This is a genomic window from Iningainema tapete BLCC-T55 (assembly GCF_014698965.1).
In the GTDB taxonomy this organism is placed as follows: domain Bacteria; phylum Cyanobacteriota; class Cyanobacteriia; order Cyanobacteriales; family Nostocaceae; genus Iningainema; species Iningainema tapete.
This window is the reverse complement of the sequence record NZ_JACXAE010000109.1, coordinates 25,580-46,824: the sequence shown is the minus strand read 5'-3', so window position 1 is coordinate 46,824 and position 21,245 is coordinate 25,580. Positions and strand designations below refer to the sequence as shown.

Here is a 21,245-nt window from a genome sequence, read left to right as displayed (position 1 = left end):
TCATCATTCATTACGTATTTTTCTAGGATAGCGATTTCGAGGCAAAGTTTGCTAGTTGCGGTTCTCATCATTTGCCTGAACCTTTGATATGGCAGATTGAAGCGCAATTCTACCGAGCACGAAGATTGTCCTACTTCTTAAAATTAAGATCTTTTTTTGACTTTGCAGTTCTTGAATAGCTTGCTTTGCAGCTAACTCAGCATCTTGTTTGTCTTGATTGCTGAACACCCTTTTTCTATCTGTGTAACGCGCTGCTAGTACTTTACTAGCTGCTTCACTTGCTAGATAATAACTCTCTTCTACTTCTTGAAATGCTCGCTCGGTTAAGTTTTGAATTTGAGCCTCCTGATTGCTTAAATCACTGGTGATTAAATTTGCTTGAATCTTGGTAGTAGCAGCGGCAGCGGTAATGTCATCATTCATGGGTTGTAAGAGAATTTTCTCATTCCTCAATGACATATCCTTCAAAAGTTTTTGTACCGATTGCCTCTGCTGGGTTTTAGATATTACGTTGTCAACCAAACGGCTAACTGCCTTATTCTTCAAGCTGGGTTTTGGTAAGGGTCTAACTCGTCGTCGTATAATTCTTAGGAGTGGTTTAAGTTTAGGTATACGTTTACCAGTCTTAAAGCAATTAATAACTGGTTTCTTTAAAGGTCGTACTAAGTTATTATTAACAACTGGCTCAAAAATACTTATATGTATTATTTTTGTATTTAATTTAAGTAAATTTCCGGTGTAATGACTACTAGCTTCAAGTGAATTTTGAAAGTAATTATCTAACGCCAAACTTGATGCTGATGATAGTGAAACATTGCTCAACAAAATGGTAGCGAATAAAGCCTGCTTGGGTAACTGTTTCATACTTTCACGTGGCTGAGCGTGTATATAAGTTGACTTTCTTACAAAGAATTTAATTTTTGGGCGCTATATTTAACTTAAACAAGCTTTCTACTTGCAATTTCGGACAATTATATATTTATTATGATGTGATTTTATATTAATTTTTATTTATGTAATACTTAAATATACATTCTACCCTTTCAACTAGCAAACCCAATATTTACAATAAAGTAACACTTTGCCAATGTGTACTAAATACCAAATTTATACTTGTTATAGGAGTAATAACATTGACTGTCCAACTATCCCAGCCTGACTTCCAACGCCTCACCCGCATTGTGCAGAATTTACCCGACTTTGCTAATGTACGCGATCGCCGTCGTCTAGTTGCAGGTGCATTACAAGGTGTAGCTCAAGCAGATGTTATTTTGGCGCGGTTAGAGTTGGATGGTACGCCAATGGGTGTCTCTGTGGAAGTAGTAAGATTTTTATCGCAATTTGGACGAGTTGCTTATGATAAAGAAGCCCTTGCTGTCTTTCTCAACTATATTCAGCCCTATACAGGGGATGAGGATAAAGATTTTATAGTTGAACTTTTTCAAAATTATCCCCTTGATGTTCCAGCTAGTCCTAGCCGTGGAATTAATAACTGGAAGGGAATGGATAGTACAGCCGATATCAAAGAAAAGATTATTGGGGAAAATACGTTACGTGATATTTACATTTTAAACTTGGCTTTGGAAGCATCAAAAGCTGTAGTTCGTATAGCTACTCCCAACGGTTTAGGTACGGGGTTTATGATTGCATCTGATTTATTGATGACAAACAATCACGTTATTGAAAGTCAGGAAGTAGCGGAAGAAAGTAATTGTAGCTTTAATTATCAACTGGATATCAACGGTAAAGAGTGTCCAACACAAACTATTGGCACTTTACCTGAAGGTGCTTTTTATACTAACAAAGAACTGGATTATACAGTAATAACCTTGAAGGATTCACTCAATTTCGGCAAACCCTTAATCTTTAAAAGTAAGTTGATGCGGCAAGATGAGCGCGTAGCCATAATTCAACATCCAGGCGGTCATCTGAAGAAAATCTCTATACAGAACAACTTTGTTGCTTACGCAGACAAGCAAGTATTGCAATATACGACAAGTACAGAACCAGGTTCATCAGGATCGCCTGTTTTCGATGATGATTTTCAAGTGGTTGGTATTCACCACAGTGGTGGAATGCTTGCAGAACCAAATACACAACGAAGGTATCTACGTAATGCCGGAACGAGTGCGATCGCTCTTTTAGATGACCTGAGAAACAATGCACCAGCAATTTATGCTCGTTTGGCTAATTAGGGTAATTTTGTTTGAAAAAATCCTTGACAATTAAGCTCAGAGTAATTATTATAGAAAAGTACCAGTTGAGGGACTGTAGTTCAATTGGTTAGAGCACCGCCCTGTCACGGCGGAAGTTGCGGGTTCGAGCCCCGTCAGTCCCGTTTTTTTGTAGAGACGCCCCGGCGGAGCGTCTCTATCATATGTGAAATGTGGCGAGAAATCTGCCAAAGCATCAGTTATATAGTAGTAAATTAGATTTGCAAAAGAGAGAATAAACTGTGACTGTAAGAGTCCGTATCGCACCCAGTCCAACTGGGAATTTACACATTGGTACAGCAAGAACTGCTGTATTTAACTGGTTGTTCGCCCGTCATCATGGCGGTAAATTCATCTTACGTGTAGAAGACACTGATCTTGAGCGATCGCGTCCAGAATACACCGAAAACATTGTCCAAGGATTGCAATGGTTAGGACTAAACTGGGATGAGGGTCCATTTTTCCAATCCTCACGATTAGAAATTTACAAACAAGCAGTTAAAACCCTCTTAGAAAAAGGGTTAGCTTACCGCTGCTACACCACCACAGAAGAACTAGATGCTTTGCGAGAAATTCAAAAAGCTAAAAACGAGGCTCCCCGTTACGATAACCGTCACCGCAACCTGACACCAGAACAAGAAGCAGCATACAAAGCCGAAGGACGAAGCTTTGTCATTCGCTTTAAAATAGAAGATGACAGAGAAATCATCTGGAATGATCTAGTACGGGGTAAGATGGTTTGGCGCGGTAGTGATTTAGGCGGAGATATGGTGATTGCTCGTGCCGCAGCAGATGGGATTGGTCAGCCACTGTACAATTTTGCTGTTGTGGTTGATGACATGGATATGCAAATTACCCATGTCATCCGAGGAGAAGATCACATCTCGAACACGCCGAAGCAAATTCTGTTGTATGAAGCGATGGAATCAAAAGTGCCAGAGTTTGCGCACGCGCCTTTGATTCTGAATATGGAAGGGCGCAAACTATCCAAGCGAGATGGAGTAACATCAATCTCTGACTTCAAGTCTATGGGGTTTACGGCACCTGCCTTAGTGAATTATATGACATTGCTGGGTTGGTCACCGCCAGATTCAACTCAGGAAATTTTTACCCTAGAAGAAGCGGCAAAGCAATTTAGCTTTGAACGAGTTAATAAAGCAGGTGCAAAGTTTGACTGGGCAAAACTGGATTGGTTGAATAGCCAGTATATCCACCGTATGCCAGTAGATCAATTGACAGATTTACTCATACCATATTGGCAAGAAGCTGGGTATGAATTTACAGCAGGACGCGATCGCACTTGGTTAGAGCAGCTAACAACATTAATTCAACAGAGTTTAACGCGGTTGAAAGATGCTGTAACCATGACTCAACTGTTTTTTACCGACATTGAGTATAGCGATGAAGCTTCAGCACAACTAAATCAAGAAGGTTCTGCCACCGCTCTCCAAGGAATTATCACCCTTTTAGAGCAACAGCAACTTAGTGAAAGTGTTGCGCAAGACATAATCCAACAAGTGGTGAAAGAGCAAAAAGTTAAGAAAGGTTTAATCATGCGATCGCTGCGAGCCGCCCTCACAGGAGATTTACATGGTCCCGATCTGATTCAATCTTGGTTATTGCTCAATCAAATCGGTCAAGATTTGCCACGTTTGTCTCAGGCAATAGGGAAGTAGGGGAGCACAGGAGTAGGGGGGCACGGGAGAATTAGAGTTGATCTTCTCCCCCACTCCCTTACTCCCCCAATCAAGATCTTCCCGGAAAAAATAAATAGTCAAATACCCCCAAAACGGGAACTTGTTGTGTAAAATTCATGTCATCAAAAACACTGACAAAATAGTGTAATAAGAATGCCAACAAAAGTGATTAACCGAAAGATAAGATTATCGTTCTTAATAGTTACACTGGCGTTCACATCAGTGATTGATGCCAAGCTTCATGCTCAGGAGACGCCAATGCCCATATTTTTTGGGGATGTGACTATCGGGCGCAAGTTTTCCCCAGATCCTTGGACAGTACGTGGTATGAGCGGTGGCACATTAACAGGAAGGCAAGTTGCTGGTAGAGGAGAAACTCCCACAGGGCCATGTACTGGATTTTTTGATCAAAAACCAGACCATACCTTAGAATTAACAAGTAAATTCGACTATTTAAAAATTAAAGTAGAAAGTCCAGAAGATACTACTTTAGTAATTAGTGGTCCTGGCGGTAGCTGGTGTAATGATGATTTTGATGGTAAAAATCCTGGTATCATTGGTGAATGGCTTCCAGGAACTTATAATATTTGGATTGGTTCCTACAAAAAAGACCAGTATTTACCTTACACCTTAGAAGTTACAAAAGTTAAGTAAAGGTCTTATATTCGCTGACAATACCAGAGGTATTTATAATGATAGCCACCACATCCCCAGATTTATCAGAAGACTTTGCTGAACGGGGCTGGCGAACTGAAATTATCACCCAGCCTGATGGCAAAGAGCAGCATCATTGGCACAATTGCTCCGCAAACAAGGAATTGATCCAGACTCGGTTTGACTAAAAGTCACTATACCCCACACCCTCTGTTGTGGCAATTAGCAATTTACCTATAGTAAATAAGAGCAAAATTAAGTTAAATTTAATTAAGATTATTAATGATGTTACTGTTCACCGACGCTAAAGTTAGTGTTCGGGCGATCGCCGTCACATCTTGAATAAAAAACGTAGTTATAGACATCTCCCCTAGTTGGGGACGGCGTGCATTTACGCGCCGTGTCATGTTTCCTCCGTGGGTGGTTTAAGCGCACGGTTTCCACAACGCACAAGGGAGTTTTAGATGAAATTTTCTTGGAAAGTCCTAGTACTTTGGACATTACCTGCTTTATTAATTGGCTTTTTCTTCTGGCAAGGAGCATTTAGTAGTGCGCCTACAGATATGAGTAAGAATGCCGCCAGTACGCGCATGACTTATGGTCGCTTTTTGGAATACTTAGATTCCAATCGGGTGACAAGTGTTGACCTTTATGAAGGTGGTAGGACAGCAATAGTCGAAGCCGTTGATCCAGAACTGGACAACCGCGTACAAAGAGTAAGAGTCGATCTACCTGTGAGCGCTCCTGAGCTAATTACCAAGCTCAAAGACAAAGGAATTAGCTTTGATGCCCACCCCATGCGCAATGATGGCGCAATCTGGGGACTTTTGGGTAATCTAATTTTCCCAATTCTATTGATTACCGGACTGTTCTTTTTGTTCCGCCGTTCTAGCAACATTCCTGGTGGGCCCGGTCAAGCTATGAACTTCGGTAAATCCAAGGCACGCTTCCAAATGGAGGCAAAAACCGGAGTGAAATTTGACGACGTAGCAGGGATTGAAGAAGCTAAAGAAGAACTGCAAGAAGTTGTTACTTTCCTTAAACAGCCCGAAAAATTTACAGCAGTTGGCGCACGGATTCCTAAAGGAGTGCTGTTAGTAGGACCTCCTGGAACTGGTAAAACTTTGCTCGCAAAAGCGATCGCAGGCGAAGCTGGTGTACCCTTCTTTAGTATTTCCGGTTCGGAATTTGTCGAAATGTTCGTGGGTGTGGGTGCTTCCCGTGTACGCGACTTGTTCAAAAAAGCTAAAGATAACGCTCCTTGTATCATCTTTATTGATGAAATCGACGCTGTAGGAAGACAGCGGGGTGCGGGAATTGGTGGTGGTAACGATGAACGCGAACAAACCCTCAACCAATTGCTCACCGAAATGGACGGGTTTGAAGGAAATACTGGCATCATTATTATTGCTGCTACTAACCGTCCCGATGTTTTAGACGCGGCATTACTACGTCCAGGACGTTTTGACAGGCAAGTAACTGTAGATGCGCCCGACATTAAAGGTCGTTTGGAAATTTTAAAAGTCCATGCCCGGAATAAGAAGTTAGATCCAACAGTTTCCTTAGAAGCGATCGCTCGTCGCACTCCTGGTTTTACTGGGGCTGACTTAGCTAACCTACTCAACGAAGCGGCAATTTTGACAGCGCGTCGTCGTAAAGAAGGCATCACCTTAACAGAAATTGATGATGCTGTGGATAGAGTTGTCGCTGGGATGGAAGGTACTCCTTTAGTAGATAGCAAGAGCAAACGCTTAATTGCTTATCATGAAGTGGGACATGCTTTGGTGGGTACTGTACTTAAAGACCACGACCCTGTACAAAAAGTTACTTTGATTCCGCGAGGACAAGCACAGGGTTTGACTTGGTTTATGCCCAATGACGAACAAGGGTTAATTTCTCGTTCTCAGTTGAAAGCACGAATTACTGGTGCTTTAGGTGGTCGCGCTGCTGAAGATATAATTTTTGGTACTGCGGAAGTGACCACAGGTGCAGGCAATGACTTGCAACAAGTGACTAACATGGCACGGCAAATGGTAACCCGATTCGGGATGTCTGATTTAGGACCTTTGTCTTTGGAAAGCCAGACAGGAGAAGTGTTCTTGGGACGTGATTGGATGACTCGCTCTGAATATTCGGAGGCTATAGCCTCGCGGATTGATGCTCAAGTCCGCGTCATTGTTGAAGATTGTTACGAAACAGCAAAGCGCTTGATGCGAGAAAATCGCTTTGTCGTGGATCGCTTGGTAGATCTGCTGATTGAAAAAGAAACCATAGATGGTGAACAATTCCGGCAGATTGTAGCTGAGTACACTAGCGTACCTGAAAAGCCACAATACGTACCACAGTTTTAATCGTCTTTTTCAAACTAAGTATTACTTGGGTATGGTTCAAACACCATACCCATTTTTATTAGCAACAGCAGAAATCGCTAGAAAAATAAAAATAAGTAAAACAGAAGAAAAAATTGTAGCTGTTTTTTTTTGGTATAAAGCTTGACAATATCTAGTAAATCCGTTAAAGATTTATAGTTGTTATTCTTTACACTCTGAAAAAATGTCCGAGTCCAATATCATCGGTATAGATCAAAGCCCTCAACCAGCGACAGCAAATCCTAATCGTATACTTAATAAAGCTTGGATGATTCCAGATTTTAACGGTGATGGTAAAACCGATGTCTTCTGGCAAAACGAACCAACTCAAGGGCAGTCTCAGGCGGATATCGGTAAAAATGCCGTCTGGATCATGGATGGTACAAACCCTACTGGAGCTTTTCTACCCACACTTGGCTCACCCTGGTTTTTTGAGTTTGCCGATTTCAATGGCGATGGTAAAACCGATCTCTTCTGGAACGATCTAGAAGATGGTCAAAACATAATTTGGCTGATAGACGGCACAAATGCGACTCCCACTAACCTGTCATCGTCACTCGATCCAGTTTGGGCACCTCTAATTGTCGATTTGAACGGTGATAGTAAGACAGATATATTCTGGCGCAACATCCAGACTGGTGAGAACCAAGCTTGGCTCATGGATGGCACAAATATTACTGCTCAAGTTTTTTTGCCGACACTAGACACAAAGTGGGTTCCACTCATCAAGGATTTAAATAGTCCAGTTAGTGCCGATTTTAATGGCGATAATAAGACGGATGTATTCTGGCGCAATACTGAAACTGGTGAAAACCAACTTTGGCTCATGGATGGTGCCAATATCATCAATCAGAATCAAACTTCTCTGCCACAACTAGATACAACTTGGATTCCATCTCTTGCAGATTTCAACGGTGATGGCAAAACTGATGTTTTCTGGCGCAATCAGGAAACATCTCAAAGTGCTACCTGGATTATGGATGGTGCAAACCCCCCTGCTGGCTCTTTTTTACCCACACTAAGTACAGACTGGAATTTCTTAATTGTCGATTTTAACGGCGATGGCAAAACTGATGTTTTCTGGCGGAATAAAGAAACATTTGAAAACGCTACCTGGATTATGGATGGCACAAACGCCACTGGTTCTTTTCTGCCACGGCTTGATACAACGCCAGAACTTGAGAGATTTTGGACTGCGGGCGTTGCCGATTTTAATGGTGATGGCAAAACCGATATCTTCTGGCGCAATGAGGAAACAGGCGTGAATGCCGCTTGGATTATGAATGGCACAAACGCTACTGGCTCTTTTCTGCTGTCAGTTGCCCCTGAATGGAATTCTTATACTTTTTAACAAGAAAGCACCCTATAAGGGTGCAGCTATACATACAAAGCCTGCCTACGCAGGCTTTATTTTATTAGGTGTATAATTTGAATTTTTTCTGACTACTGAGTTCTGAGTTCTTTTTCAATTAAATCATAAATAAAATATTAAACATAATTAAAATTATTAGCTCAATCTTGTTTTTTTTTCAACAGATTAATTAACACATAGTAAGTGTTATTGAATAACATCTTTTATAAAAAAAATATTAAACAATAGCAGATGTTCTTATTAAACACTTGAATTTATTTTTGATTAGCAGTTAAAAGATTTATAACCGCTAATGTTCACCAAACAAAATGTTTACATCAAACAGTAACCTCGGCTCTGCAAGTCCTACTGCATTACAAACAAGTAGTTTTACTCAGACAAATAGTTTTGCAAATAATGATTTAAATACTGATTTGTACTTGGGTTCTTCACAATCAATCAATGAACAACCATCAGAGACAGCAATATCTCCTACGCTGAAGAATCCTAATCCGATCTTTACTAGTTCGGCAATTTTTACTGATTTTAACGGTGACGGTTTCAATGATAGGTTCTGGCGGAACTCTCAAACTGGTGAAAATGCCATTTGGTTAATGAATGGTACAAATATTGCTTCTAACACTGCTGTAAAGACTCTAGGTTCAGAGTGGAATTTGAATATTGCTGATTTCAACGCTGATAATAAAACAGACCTAATTTGGCGTAATAGTAACACCGGTGAGAACCTCATTTGGTTGATGGATGGCGCCAATATTGTCAGCGAAGTAGCTGTGGCGACACAAAGTCCAGAGTGGACTATGGATATTGCCGATTTTAATGGCGATCGCAAAACAGACGTTCTCTGGCGCAATATTCAAACCGGAGAGAATGCTATGTGGCTAATGGATGGCGCAAATGTTGCTAGTGCAACTGCTCTAGAAACATTAGGTACAGATTGGACAGCTAGTGTTGTTGAATTTAACCGTGATGGCAAAACAGACATCCACTGGAAAAACACCAAAACCGGTGAAAATTTGGCTTGGACAATGAATGGCACAAATGCCACTGCAACAGCATTACCAACATTGGCTCCAGAATGGGAAGCTACTTACGGTGATTTCAACCTTGACTATCAAACAGACGTGGTTTGGCGCAATAAGTCAACCGGTGAGAACCTCATGTGGCTCATGAATGGCGCAAATGTTGCTAGTGCAACTGCTCTACCTACACTTGGCGCAGGCTGGGAGTCTAGTGTTGGTGATTTTAACGGTGATGGTAAAACCGATCTGTTTTGGCGGAATGAACAAACTGGAGAGAACGCTGTTTGGTTAATGGATGGTGCTAACGTTGCTAGTGCTGCATCTTTGTCAACCCTTAGCCCAGCCTGGAAAGCTAGTATCTCTGATGTTGACGCTGATGGTAAAACCGATCTCGTCTGGCGTAATTACCAAACTGGAGAAAACGCTGTTTGGCAAATGAATGGTACTAACGCTACTGGTACTGCTCTGCCAACACTTGCTCCTCAGTGGTTCACATTCTAGGCAAAAATTAGAACCCCGACTTTGCAGAAGTTGTCGGGGTTCTTTATCGGATCTTTATAGATGTTATGCCTTAACAGAAACATATAAAAAAAATAGATAAAAGATGTATAAATACCAAAGCAAAAGAACATTATGTTGGCATCTGAAAATACCTTAAGTACAAATTCAAGTGGCTTACAATCTCCATTATTATCCACTAGTCTGACAGACATCATTGATTTAAATACTTATGGGATGGGGCATTCTGCGCAACCTGTAGAAGAATCATTGATGGGATCTGTTCAAGCGACAAAAAACCCTAATCCAAGATTGAATAATCCAGCAGTTATTGCTGATTTCAACGCTGACGGTAACACAGATAAATTATGGCGTAATGCTCAAACAGGTGAAACCGCCGTTTGGTTGATGGATGGGACAAAACCAACTGGCGCTTTCCTCAAACAAATGGACTCGTCTTGGAACTTTGCTTATGCTGATTTCAATGGCGATAATAAAACAGATATTTTCTGGCGTAATCAGACAACAGGTGATAACCTCATTTGGCTAATGAATGGCACAAATATTGTTTCTGAGACTTCTTTACAGAACATTGATTCAAATTGGACTTTTAATGTCGCTGACTTTAACAGTGATGGTAAAAGCGATATCTTCTGGCGCAATACTCAAACAGGTGACAATGCTACTTGGCTGATCAATGGCACAACTATTACTACTGCGGCTTTTTTATCTAACTATAATTTAGCCTGGAATCATAGTGTTGTTGATTTTAACGGTGATGGCAACAGTGATATCTTTTGGCACAACAAAACTACTGGGGAAAACGCCGTTTGGTATATGAATGGAACAAAATCATCAGAGTATTCTCTAGCAACAGTTGAACCAGCTTGGGACTATAGCACAGGTGATTTTAACGGCGATGGCAGAACTGATCTTTTCTGGCGTAATCCTGAAACCAGTGAAACTTCTATTTGGTTGATGAATGGTCTTTTCATTAGTAAGGAGTCTTTGGTAAAAGTTGACTCATCTTGGAAATCTAGCATTGGTGATTTTAACGCTGATGGCAAAACTGATATCTTCTGGCACAATGAAAATACTGGTGAAAACACTGCCTGGTTGATGGATGGCACAGAAGTTGATACTGCTGCTTTTCTACCTGCAACTGACATCGCTTGGAAACCGACAGTTGGTGATTTCAATAAAGATGGTAAAAGCGATATCTTCTGGCGCAATACTCAAACAGGTGAGAACGCTGTTTGGTTAATGGATCGTACTACCGCCAGTGGAGCTTTTGTTGATACTGTTCCTCTAGAGTGGAATGTTTTCTAAAGATTTGTGGTGATATCTCGAAAACTCGTTGTGCTTTAACGCAATTTACGCAGCAGCAATGCTAAACGAATTTGCACTGCATCATCAAAGCAACGAGGATCGAGTCCAGTGAGTGAGGTAATTTTATCTAATCGGTAACTCAGAGTGTTGCGATGAATTAATAACTTACTGGCGGTGGAAGATGGGCAGCAGTCTTGGGCAAAGAAAGTATCTAAGGTTGTCAGCAATTCCGGCTCGTGGTTGAGGGGACTGAGTAGATACGTGGCTAATTCAATTTTTGTCTGTTCATCAGAAACACCAATAAAAGCAGCAATTCCCAATTGATCTAAACAATGTACTTGGTTGCGATCGCCAAAGCGGCAACCCAGAGACAAAGCTGCCCGTGCATCTTGGTATGATGAAGCAAGTCCCTTAATTCCTGGGTGATACCGACCAATTCCAACGCTAATTGAAGCACCAGTATCACGACCTAATCCCCTCATTAACTCAAAAGCTGCCCGTTTTAGTGCTGTTAGATTTGCCCAAGAGGAACTGCATTCTGGTACATCACCACAATTTGCCCAGTAACCTAAGTTTTTTGTGTCACTCGCCTTCAGAACCGCAACTTCACCATCACCCAGATAAGCACAAATTGTATCATTAGGCAGATGAAAAAAGCTCACAACGCTACCAATCACCAAAGTAGCCCTACGTCGTGCTTGTGTTTCTAGAGAAGACACAGAGTCGTTTTTGCTTTGTACGTTACTATTGGAAACACTATTACCTAAAATGTAATCAGCAGCATCAATTAAAATCACCGCACGGGGAGGTGTTAAATCCAAACCCAAAAGCTTGCTATGGCGTAGAACAGTTGCCTCATCCTCAATCAAACCGTGAAGTAAATCGTAGATAAACTTATTCTTTAACTGATGTTGATTCGGCAACTCATCAATCATCGCTGTCTGATTAACTACTAACTCTACAATTACCTGTGCTAAACGCGGAGAAATTTCCTCGCCATTGTTTGGTTTGCCAATAATTACTTTTCCCATTTGTGTATCAAAAGTTAATTGTACTTCTAAGTAGTCAAGGGTAAGTTTTTTACTGACACGGTTGAAGGAAAGTCCTAGTAACTTGGGGTTGCTGCTAGCAACAATTATCCAATTTTGATCGATTACAAAAACCGTAGCACACAACAGCTGTGCCATTCGTTCTGCAACTATTTTGGCAACTCGCTCAAATTGTACAGTAGTAGTTAACACTGTCATCTATTAGTATCCAATGGTTCGCTATTGCTGACTTATCGAATGCAGTATGAAAGACATTTCGTGCATAAGTCATCACTCTTACGGTATAGCCGAGTCGTTTAAATACTGAGCTAAAGAAATATTTTGAGTCAGAAAAAAATGTATTTATACTACTCATTATTTACATAATTTAACGGATAAAAATATTCTGCCAGTAGCGGTATGTTTATTTGCTTAGCTTTATGTAAAACAGCTAGCAGTATAGTCATGTAAAAACATTTATGCAACTCTCAGGTAAAGTAGCACTAATAACCGGAGCAGGTTCAGGAATTGCCAAGGCAACTGCAAAGCTGTTCGCTAAAGAAGGTGCTAAAATTGGCGCACTAGGACGCACAAAAGAAGAATTAGAGGAAACCGTTGCGCAAATTCAAAGTGATAATGGTGAAGCAATACCAGTGGTAGCTGATATATCTGTGCCAGAAGAAATGCAACAAGCAGTAGAGCAAATTATAGATAAATGGGGACGCTTAGATATCGTCTTTGCCAACGCTGGCATTAATGGTGTATGGGCACCGATTGATGAATTGACACCCCAAGAGTGGGATAAAACAATCAACGTTAATCTGAAAGGAACATTTCTCACAGTTAAATATGCTGTGCCTTACTTAAAAAAGCAAGGTGGTTCTGTGATTATTACTTCCTCAGTTAATGGCACACGTATATTTAGTAATACTGGTGCGACTGCTTATTCTTGCTCAAAAGCGGCACAAGTAGCTTTCACAAAAATGGTTGCTTTGGAACTTGCTAAAAACCGAATTCGTGTGAATGTAATTTGTCCTGGTGCAATTGAGACAAATATAGATGAAAATACACAAAAACGGGATTTAGAACACGTTCAAGAACCAGTGGAGTTTCCTGAAGGAAAAATTCCCTTAACCGACGGCAAACCAGGATCATCAGAACAAGTAGCACAATTAGTGCTATTTCTAGCATCAGACGCTTCCAGCCACATCACTGGTACAGAAGTTTGGATTGATGGCGCGGAGTCTTTGCTCAAAGCGTAATCTACCGCCCCAGAAATTAAACGTACACAACCAATGTTTGTAGAGACGTTCCGCCGGAACGTCTCTACATAATGATCGCCACCCTCTAAATTTGATAGCATAGATTATCTGCTGTAAAAATTATTTCAATCGTGTGGGTAGTCTACCATTTCCTTCACCCAAAAACCGTTTCCTTCTGTTAGTTGTAGCAGCAGGAATTTTGTTATTTATTTTAGGCAGTTGCAGTAATAACCAAAATACCGTTACCCTATCCAGTGGTATCGCGGATGGATACTATAACCGTTTGGGAGATCAGATAGGTAATACTAGCACCACGGTGAGACTCTCGGTGCGCAATATTGAGTCACTCGGTTCCCAGCAAAACCTTGAACGCCTACTTGAGGGCAAGGTAGATTTCGCGATCGTACAGTTAGATGTTGCAAATCAAGCAATGCGCCAAGGAAAAGTCCAAGCAGTTGCAACATTGGCAAACGAATATGTTCACGTCATTGTACCCAAAGATTCTAGCTTAAAAACCTTTGCCGATCTTCAATCTAAGCGAGTTGCTGTTGGCACTAGTGGTAGTGGAATGAACTACACTGCTAACCAGTTAATTAAAGCAGATAACTTAAACATTCAACAGGATACTTCTGATTTTGATCAAGCATTCAACAAACTGCTAAATCAGCAAGTAGATGCAGTTATCTATGTAGGAAGTCTGGGTGCAAGTAAAAAGCTGCGGGAACAATTTATGCAAAACCCCAGTTTGACGCTGCTTCCAATCCAAACTGCATTAGTGAACAACTTAACTGTACTCGATCCCGGTTCCTACCAATCAGCCACCCTACCTACTGGAACCTACATGTCGCGCCCACCCATTCCAGAGCAAGAAGTACCAACTCTCTCCACTGCAACCGTTTTAGTCACTCGTCCCAACATGAATCAGTATAAAGTTGGGTTGGTCACTTGGTCAATTCTCTCTACTGCCCGTACCTATTCTCAATTTTATCCAGAACTACAAAACCAAGACGCGGCATTACTTTTACGAAAAGGACTATTCTATATTCACCCAGCAGCAGAACAAGTTTTTGAAAAAGGCGATCCCCGTGCGGGACTCATTCACTACTGGGAACAAAACAACGACTTACAAGCAGGAGTTTTCATCTTCGGGACAACTAGTTTTGTCGGATTACTATTGCAACAGTGGCGTAGACAAAGATCAAAAAAAGTATTGACGACAACCGCCAACAGAATCAGCGAACTGCGATGGTTACTACCAGATCATGCACAACAAGCATTAACAGGAATCGAAGACTTAAGTCAAGAACATCGACTCATGTTCATAGACGGAGCCGTAACAACAGAAGTATACGAGCAAATACGCCAAAAAACACAAACCTTTGCCGATCAATGCCGTAAAATCCTCGAACAACAACGCAAAAAATTTGTCATGGATACCCTCCTACTACTAGATGATTGGCAAGCAACATTGCAACAAGATCCAGAAACTGCCTTACAAAAGCTCAGTCAAATCAAACAGCGATACCGAGAAATGCTGCTATCAGATCAAATTGACATAGAAGCATACGCCGAACTCATGGAACTCACTCTTATATCCCTCATGACACTCATGCCAAAAAGCGATCATCGCCCCACTTAAGAGGCGGAGCCTCTAAGTAGGCATTCCCAGTCGGAGACTGGGAACGAGGGGAAAACTGAGATACCCGACTTTTTTAAGAAGTCGGGTATCTTAAGATACTCGTTGCACGACGCCGCGATTTGGTAGCTCGAAGGAGACGGTGGTAGTAATTGGTGCGTTAGGATCGCTGACTGTTGCCCCAGTTGGTGGTGATGGAGCTAGTAGTCGGTAGTCAGTACGCCATCGCTGTGGGTTCAAGTCGCAGACAACATAGCCGCGCTGTCTACCGTTGAAGTACTTCACCCAGGGGCTTTCTGGTAAGGCAGCTTCAATGCGATCGCTCGCTGTAAAATTAGAGGTAATCGACGTCCCGACAAATTCCGTGCCTACAGTAGCAGAATTTGGCTGGTTAAAGTCAGCTTTCAGGTCATTTACCCAGTTAGAATGGGTATCACCAGTAAGTACAACTGGGTTCGATGGCTTGCGTCGAGCGAGGAAATTGAGGATGCGCGATCGATTTGCTACATAACCATCCCAAGCATCAACATTGAAAGCTGAATCTTCACCTGCAGTCCAATCGTGCTGAGCAAACACAACTTGCTGAGCGATGACATTCCATACTGCACGAGAACGATCTAAACCCCTAAATAGCCAATTTTCTTGTTCAGAACCAGTTAAAGTAGCACTGGGATCAAGAGCTTCTGGGCAGCGTGGCTTGATACCATCATCACAAGGTTGGTCAGTGCGATACTGCCTAGTATCTAACACATTGAATTCTACCAGATTTCCGAAACGAAGACGCCGATATAGCTGTAAGCTAGAGCCTCTAGGTATGGAAGATTCACGCAGAGGCATGTTTTCATAGTAAGCTTGGAAGGCAGCCGCACGCCGTGCCAAGAACTGTTCCCGTGATTGTAGTTGTGGATCTTGAGGAATGTCAGCCGCCCAGTTATTATCAACTTCGTGATCGTCCCAAGTTACAATCCAAGGGAAAGCAGCATGTACTGCTTGTAAATCTGAGTCACTCTTGTATAAAGCATAGCGATTGCGGTACTCTTCGAGAGTAACTGGTTCTGGTCCGTTATGCTGCCTAATTTGATTAGCTTGTGCTGCCCCTTCGTAGATATAATCACCGAGGTGAACAACAAGGTCGAGATCTTCTTCTGCCATGCGTTTGTATGCAGCAAAGTAGCCTTGCTCGTAGTTTTGGCATGAGGCAAAAGCAAAGCGGAACTGTTTGGCTAATTTTCCTGATGCCGGTGCTGTGCGAGTACGCCCAATTGGGCTCGTTTCATTACCTACTTTAAATTGATACCAGTACCATCGCTCAGGCTGTAATCCGCCGACATTCACGTGTACAGAGTGTCCCAATTCAGGCGTTGCCATGACTTCCCCGCGCAACACCACTTTGCTCATTTTCTCATCTAGAGCAACTTGCCATTGTACTGGCACATTCTCTGATGGCATTCCACCGCCATTAAGTGGATCGGGCGCTAGTCTTGTCCATAATATGACACTATCTGGAAGCGGATCGCCAGAAGTGACACCAAGACTGAATGGATAGGCGGAAAACTTTGGTTGTGCTAATACTGAACGCCATTGGCTAGCAACGGCTAAACCTGTAAAGAATCCTGCACCCAGCAAGATATTCCGTCGGTTGCACTTCTTTAATAGCAAGCGATCAAAATGTGTGTTCATAAACACCCCTATTGAAATGTTGACGCAGTTGGCATTTAATCCAAATCCAGCTTGCTCAACTACGCAATAAAAATTTACCAATGTATGATCAAATAGGCATTAAGGTAACGTTAAAACTAAGTACCAATATTTTGTTGCAGTGGAATACTTACCACAAACTCAGATCCTTGTCCAGGTACTGAAATGCAATACAATTTTCCTTGATGTTTTTCTACAACAATTTTGTAACTAATAGATAATCCCATACCAGTGCCTTTACCTATTGGTTTTGTAGTGAAGAAGGGATCGAATAGGTGTTTTTGTACTTCTTCTTTTATACCAGGACCATTATCAGCGATGCGAATAATCACATCATTGTTTTTTACTGAAGTGCGAATAATAATCTGGGGATGATCATTTATACTTTGTTGAAAATTTAATGACAAATGATCAATGACTAGTGATTCTTTGAGCGCATCAATTGCATTAGTCAACAAATTCATAAAAACTTGATTTAGCTGTCCAGCGTAACACTCAACTAGTGGCAAGTTACCGTACTCTTTAATTACCTGAATTTCTGGATGTCCTGGTTTAGCTTTGAGTTGCTGCTGTAACAACAGTAAAGTGTTGTCAATGCCTTCATGAATATCAACTGCCTTCATTTCAGCTTCATCTAGGCGAGAGAAGTTGCGTAAAGATAGGACAATCTGACGAATGCGTTCAGTTCCCATCTTCATAGAATTCAAGAGTTTAGGCAAATCTTGACTAACAAACTCCAAATCGATCGCCTCGATTTCTTGTTCAATTTCTGGTACAGTTGTAGAATGGTGCTGCTGATAAAGTTGAAGCAGACGCAGTAAATCTTGAGTATATTCACTGGCGTGAGTGATATTTCCGTGGATAAAATTAACTGGATTATTAATTTCATGAGCAATACCTGCAACTAACTGCCCTAAAGAAGACATCTTTTCAGTTTGAATGAGTTGAGATTGAGTTTCTTTGAGTTCGCGGATAATTTCTTCTAATTGTTGTGCTTGCTTTGTCGCAGTTTGTGCTGTTTGATGTAAAGTTTCTTGTGTTTGTTTGAGATCACTGATATCACGAGCTACAGCATAAATTAAATTTTTATTGAGTACTGTTTTCGATTTCCATAATAACCATTTATAGGAACCGTCTTTACAGCGGTAACGGTTTGTAAAAGAAATGGAGTCAGCACCAACTGACATTTTTTGGACTTCAGCAAGGGTGTCAAGGCGATCATCTGGATGAACAAATTCAATGAAGGGTGAAGCTTTGAGTTCTGATAAACTCCATCCCAGAGTTTCTTCCCAAGCTGGGTTCAGTTGCTGGAAGTAACCATCGCCATCGGCTATACAAAGCATTTCTAACGATATTTGAAAAAACTCCTCGCTTTGTTGCATTGTTTCACCTAGCAATTGCTTTAAGATCTAATTTTTACAGCTAAACAATTTGATGTTAGTGTATTCAGCCCACCTCCAATGGGTTTTGGTAAGCATTATCCACCATACTTTAGTAGTTTTTTTAGCTCATAAAAACTAGAGTAAAAATACTGAAATTACTAGGATTGGGGACGAAATTCTACAACGTCACGCTTGATGGTAATGTCATATTTACCAAAAAAGTCGTGTCCGAGCAAGCCTGTGTCTAGTTCTGCTCCGGCGATCGCCACTGCTAGTTGATTCACCGTTAGTCCACCGACTTCCACAGAATTGACATAACCGATTTGAAATTCCACTGCTTTAGAGCTAGCTGTGTTTGCCTTGGCTTTGCCCACGGGAGTAACAGCCAAAATACTTGCCATTTCTTGAGTAATGACTGTACCACTAGCTCCCGTATCCACAATCATCTCGAAGCGTTCGATCCCATTGAAGGTAACTTCGATAATTGGTGTACCACCAACACGTCGTTTAATGGGAACTGTAAATACTTGTGGTTGCTGAGTGAGAAACTCTGGTGGAGGTACAGGTATTGGTACTGACTGTTTTCTTTTTGCTAATAATGAAGGACATTGACGGTTGTTGGTTCTTTGAGTAATATCATTACAATCTACTTTTGGTTGTACGGATGGGGCAATGGTTGGAGATGGTTGGGGAACTGCTACTACCACTGGTTCTAGTTCTTGTGGTGGTGTGACCTTAACTAGACGAGTAGCTTGACGTTTGGCATACTTAATTTGGCGTTGGTATTCTTTGATTTTTTTTTGCGCGTTGGCAAAGTAAATATTGTCAGCTTTTACCTGTTTCATAAATGCGATCGCATTTTGATACTGGCTGACTACTAATTGCCAATCTTCTGTCGAATAAGCTGATTTGCTGATACTAACTGCCCCTGCTGCTTTATCTAAGCCATTTTCATAAGAACTTGGATCAATATCTAACTGTGGTGTTGCCTCAGGTGTGGGACTAGCTGAGTTAGAGGTTGTTGCTACTGGTGTAGACTGTTGATGAGTAACAGTGGCTGTAATCTGTTTTTCTTGATTACAGGCAACAGTAAAAATAGCGACCGTAGTTGATAGAACAATTAGCGGTACACGGGATAGATAGGAATTTAGCATAATTACTTATTATATTACTCTTCTTTTTCCAGCAGATAAAGCCATCTCTATTCAAACTTGATTAAAGATTGGTGAGATTTTTGCTAAATTTTTAATTAACTTTACCGCTGATCTCACGCCGACAACTAACTCATGGCATAATTAGTTTTCACAGTAGAGTGCATAATGAGAAAAGACAATTCCCAATTGCCAGATCTCAAGAACTGAATATTGTTACAATGCAAAACTTATGCCTGTTGTTGACGCAATCCCAGCTCTGTTAGTTCTAGAAGATGGAACTAGTTATCGAGGTTGGTCTTTTGGTGCCACGGGAACAACCATTGGAGAAGTGGTATTTAACACTGGAATGACTGGATATCAAGAAGTGCTGACAGATCCCAGTTACTGTGGTCAGATAGTGATTTTTACTTATCCTGAGTTGGGGAATACTGGCGTCAATCCAGAAGATGAGGAATCAGAAAGACCCCAAGTCAAGGGAGCGATCGCCAGAAATATTTGTACTCGCCCAAGCAACTGGCGCACAACACAAACCTTATCAGACTACCTCAGACAGCACGAAATACCGGGTATATATGGGATAGATACGCGATCGCTCACCCGGAAACTCCGTTCTCATGGAGCAATGAACGGTGGCATTTCTACAACCATTCTTGATGAAGCTGAGTTACTAGAGCTTGTTCAAGCAGCTCCTAGTATGAGTGGATTAAATTTAGTTGGCGAAGTAACTACCCCAACCGTTTATGAATGGTTTCATCCTACAGAGCCAAATTGGGAATTTAACACAAACAAGCGTACTGAACCAGAATTCACAGTGGTAGCCATTGATTTTGGTGTAAAACGCAACATTTTGCGCCGATTAGCAAGTCATGGTTGTCGCGTCATAGTTGTGCCAGCAGATACTAAACCCGAAGAAATTTTGGCGCTCAATCCAGATGGAATCTTTCTTTCCAATGGACCTGGCGATCCAGCTACTGTAACAAAAGGAATTGAAACTACCAAAGCGCTGCTTTTAGCAGAAAAACCCATGTTTGGCATTTGTATGGGACACCAAATATTGGGACATGCACTGGGAGCAGAAACTTTTAAGCTCAAATTTGGTCATCGTGGTTTAAATCAACCAGCTGGTTTACAACAAAAAATAGAGATTACGAGCCAAAATCACGGTTTTGCCATTGACGCAGAATCAATACCAGCTAGTATTGTAGAAATTAGCCACCTCAACTTAAACGATCGCACAGTAGCTGGGGTACGTCACAAGTCCCTGCCTGTGTTTTCTGTACAATATCACCCAGAGGCTAGTCCTGGACCCCACGACGCTGATTACCTGTTTGAGCAGTTTGTTCAAGCCATGAGAACTGAGCGTCAAAGTGGACAAAGGGAGTGAGGGAGTTTGTGAGTTTGGGAGATATTTTCTCCTCTACCCCCCGACTCCCCTGCATAGCTCCGCCTTTGAGCGATCCTTCCATGCGGTTGTAGACAAAATACACCAAAATTATCTATACTTGAGCGTTCACCATAACTATGAGGAGGGAATTATTGCTGAGCCATTGAATTTAACCGTTAGCCTGAGAGGCACTCGAGAAGTGCGGGATAACTGCCAGCTATTCCGCCTCACAGGTTTATTAGATGCCTTTTCAGAGCCGACATTTCGCAAAGTACTAGGAAGCAAGATCGACGAGGGACCAAAGCACATTATTCTGGATCTCTCTAATATCGACTTTGTGGATAGCTCTGGTTTGGGTGCGTTAGTGCAGTTAGCTAAGCAAGCGCAAACCGCAGAAGGAACTTTGCAAATTGTCACCAACGCTCGCGTTACTCAAACAGTCAAGCTTGTGCGCTTGGAGAAGTTTCTCTCTTTGCAAACTTCGGTTGATGCGGCTCTAGAAAACGTTCAGTAATCTAGGCTTGAGGGCGTGAGCAAAAAATAGCTATCC

At 41.6% G+C, this 21,245-nt stretch carries 18 protein-coding genes and 1 tRNA gene; 13 read left to right on the top strand and 6 right to left on the bottom strand.

Annotated features, from left to right (window positions below; genetic code table 11):
• Positions 1 to 51: 51 nt before the first annotated feature.
• Complete coding sequence (locus tag ICL16_RS36020) at positions 52 to 864, bottom strand: hypothetical protein (RefSeq protein WP_190836384.1); 813 nt, start codon at positions 862 to 864, stop codon at positions 52 to 54.
• A 269-nt stretch (positions 865 to 1,133) separates the two neighbouring features.
• Here ICL16_RS36020 and ICL16_RS36015 point away from each other — a divergent pair, with 269 nt between their 5' ends.
• The 5 genes from ICL16_RS36015 (at position 1,134) to ICL16_RS35995 (ending at position 4,752) form a co-directional block, all read left to right on the top strand.
• Positions 1,134 to 2,195, top strand: coding sequence for a trypsin-like peptidase domain-containing protein (locus tag ICL16_RS36015; protein WP_190836383.1), 1,062 nt, complete (start codon positions 1,134 to 1,136; stop codon positions 2,193 to 2,195).
• Between the two features lie 69 nt (positions 2,196 to 2,264).
• Positions 2,265 to 2,338, top strand: a tRNA-Asp gene (locus tag ICL16_RS36010).
• 117 nt (positions 2,339 to 2,455) lie between these two features.
• Positions 2,456 to 3,889 (top strand): glutamate--tRNA ligase, encoded by a 1,434-nt coding sequence (gene gltX, locus ICL16_RS36005; protein WP_190836382.1) that lies wholly within the window; start codon positions 2,456 to 2,458, stop codon positions 3,887 to 3,889.
• A 174-nt stretch (positions 3,890 to 4,063) separates the two neighbouring features.
• Positions 4,064 to 4,564 (top strand): hypothetical protein, encoded by a 501-nt coding sequence (locus ICL16_RS36000; protein WP_190836381.1) that lies wholly within the window; start codon positions 4,064 to 4,066, stop codon positions 4,562 to 4,564.
• 38 nt (positions 4,565 to 4,602) lie between these two features.
• Positions 4,603 to 4,752 (top strand): hypothetical protein, encoded by a 150-nt coding sequence (locus ICL16_RS35995; RefSeq protein WP_190836380.1) that lies wholly within the window; start codon positions 4,603 to 4,605, stop codon positions 4,750 to 4,752.
• Between the two features lie 78 nt (positions 4,753 to 4,830).
• Here ICL16_RS35995 and ICL16_RS35990 read toward each other — a convergent pair whose 3' ends face one another.
• Positions 4,831 to 4,971 (bottom strand): hypothetical protein, encoded by a 141-nt coding sequence (locus ICL16_RS35990; RefSeq protein ID WP_190836379.1) that lies wholly within the window; start codon positions 4,969 to 4,971, stop codon positions 4,831 to 4,833.
• 57 nt (positions 4,972 to 5,028) lie between these two features.
• Here ICL16_RS35990 and ftsH2 point away from each other — a divergent pair, with 57 nt between their 5' ends.
• The 4 genes from ftsH2 to ICL16_RS35970 all read left to right on the top strand — a co-directional run bounded on the left by ftsH2 (position 5,029) and on the right by ICL16_RS35970 (position 11,151).
• A complete protein-coding gene (gene ftsH2, locus ICL16_RS35985; RefSeq protein ID WP_190836378.1) occupies positions 5,029 to 6,915 on the top strand; it encodes an ATP-dependent zinc metalloprotease FtsH2 in 1,887 nt (628 codons plus the stop codon).
• Positions 6,916 to 7,117: 202 nt separating this feature from the next.
• Positions 7,118 to 8,284 (top strand): FG-GAP repeat domain-containing protein, encoded by a 1,167-nt coding sequence (locus tag ICL16_RS35980; protein ID WP_190836377.1) that lies wholly within the window; start codon positions 7,118 to 7,120, stop codon positions 8,282 to 8,284.
• Positions 8,285 to 8,613: 329 nt separating this feature from the next.
• On the top strand, positions 8,614 to 9,825 hold the full coding sequence (locus ICL16_RS35975) for an FG-GAP repeat domain-containing protein (protein ID WP_190836376.1): 1,212 nt from the start codon (positions 8,614 to 8,616) through the stop codon (positions 9,823 to 9,825).
• Positions 9,826 to 9,957: 132 nt separating this feature from the next.
• The gene (locus ICL16_RS35970) at positions 9,958 to 11,151 is read left to right on the top strand and encodes an FG-GAP repeat domain-containing protein (RefSeq protein ID WP_190836375.1); all 1,194 of its coding nucleotides are present in this window, start codon (positions 9,958 to 9,960) and stop codon (positions 11,149 to 11,151) included.
• Between the two features lie 35 nt (positions 11,152 to 11,186).
• Here the strand turns inward: ICL16_RS35970 and ICL16_RS35965 are convergent, their stop codons facing one another.
• On the bottom strand, positions 11,187 to 12,398 hold the full coding sequence (locus ICL16_RS35965; protein WP_190836374.1) for a PucR family transcriptional regulator: 1,212 nt from the start codon (positions 12,396 to 12,398) through the stop codon (positions 11,187 to 11,189).
• 260 nt (positions 12,399 to 12,658) lie between these two features.
• On the opposite strand from ICL16_RS35965, the gene ICL16_RS35960 reads away from it, so the two are divergent.
• The gene (locus ICL16_RS35960; RefSeq protein ID WP_190836373.1) at positions 12,659 to 13,441 is read left to right on the top strand and encodes an SDR family oxidoreductase; all 783 of its coding nucleotides are present in this window, start codon (positions 12,659 to 12,661) and stop codon (positions 13,439 to 13,441) included.
• A gap of 133 nt (positions 13,442 to 13,574) precedes the next feature.
• Positions 13,575 to 15,080, top strand: coding sequence for a TAXI family TRAP transporter solute-binding subunit (locus tag ICL16_RS35955; RefSeq protein WP_337907193.1), 1,506 nt, complete (start codon positions 13,575 to 13,577; stop codon positions 15,078 to 15,080).
• A 90-nt stretch (positions 15,081 to 15,170) separates the two neighbouring features.
• Here ICL16_RS35955 and ICL16_RS35950 read toward each other — a convergent pair whose 3' ends face one another.
• The 3 genes from ICL16_RS35950 to ICL16_RS35940 all read right to left on the bottom strand — a co-directional run bounded on the left by ICL16_RS35950 (position 15,171) and on the right by ICL16_RS35940 (position 19,311).
• On the bottom strand, positions 15,171 to 16,757 hold the full coding sequence (locus ICL16_RS35950) for an alkaline phosphatase D family protein (RefSeq protein ID WP_190836372.1): 1,587 nt from the start codon (positions 16,755 to 16,757) through the stop codon (positions 15,171 to 15,173).
• Positions 16,758 to 16,873: 116 nt separating this feature from the next.
• The gene (locus ICL16_RS35945) at positions 16,874 to 18,157 is read right to left on the bottom strand and encodes a PAS domain-containing sensor histidine kinase (protein WP_190836371.1); all 1,284 of its coding nucleotides are present in this window, start codon (positions 18,155 to 18,157) and stop codon (positions 16,874 to 16,876) included.
• Positions 18,158 to 18,315: 158 nt separating this feature from the next.
• Positions 18,316 to 19,311 carry a retropepsin-like aspartic protease family protein gene (locus tag ICL16_RS35940; protein WP_190836370.1) on the bottom strand — a complete coding sequence of 332 codons (996 nt, stop codon included), beginning with the start codon at positions 19,309 to 19,311 and terminating at the stop codon, positions 18,316 to 18,318.
• A gap of 229 nt (positions 19,312 to 19,540) precedes the next feature.
• Between ICL16_RS35940 and carA the strand changes: the two genes are divergently transcribed.
• Together carA and ICL16_RS35930 are read left to right on the top strand one after the other, a co-directional pair.
• Positions 19,541 to 20,695: a glutamine-hydrolyzing carbamoyl-phosphate synthase small subunit gene (gene carA, locus ICL16_RS35935; RefSeq protein ID WP_190836369.1), complete on the top strand. Its 1,155-nt coding sequence runs from the start codon at positions 19,541 to 19,543 to the stop codon at positions 20,693 to 20,695.
• Positions 20,696 to 20,813: 118 nt separating this feature from the next.
• The gene (locus ICL16_RS35930; RefSeq protein ID WP_190836402.1) at positions 20,814 to 21,209 is read left to right on the top strand and encodes an STAS domain-containing protein; all 396 of its coding nucleotides are present in this window, start codon (positions 20,814 to 20,816) and stop codon (positions 21,207 to 21,209) included.
• Positions 21,210 to 21,245: the final 36 nt, after the last annotated feature.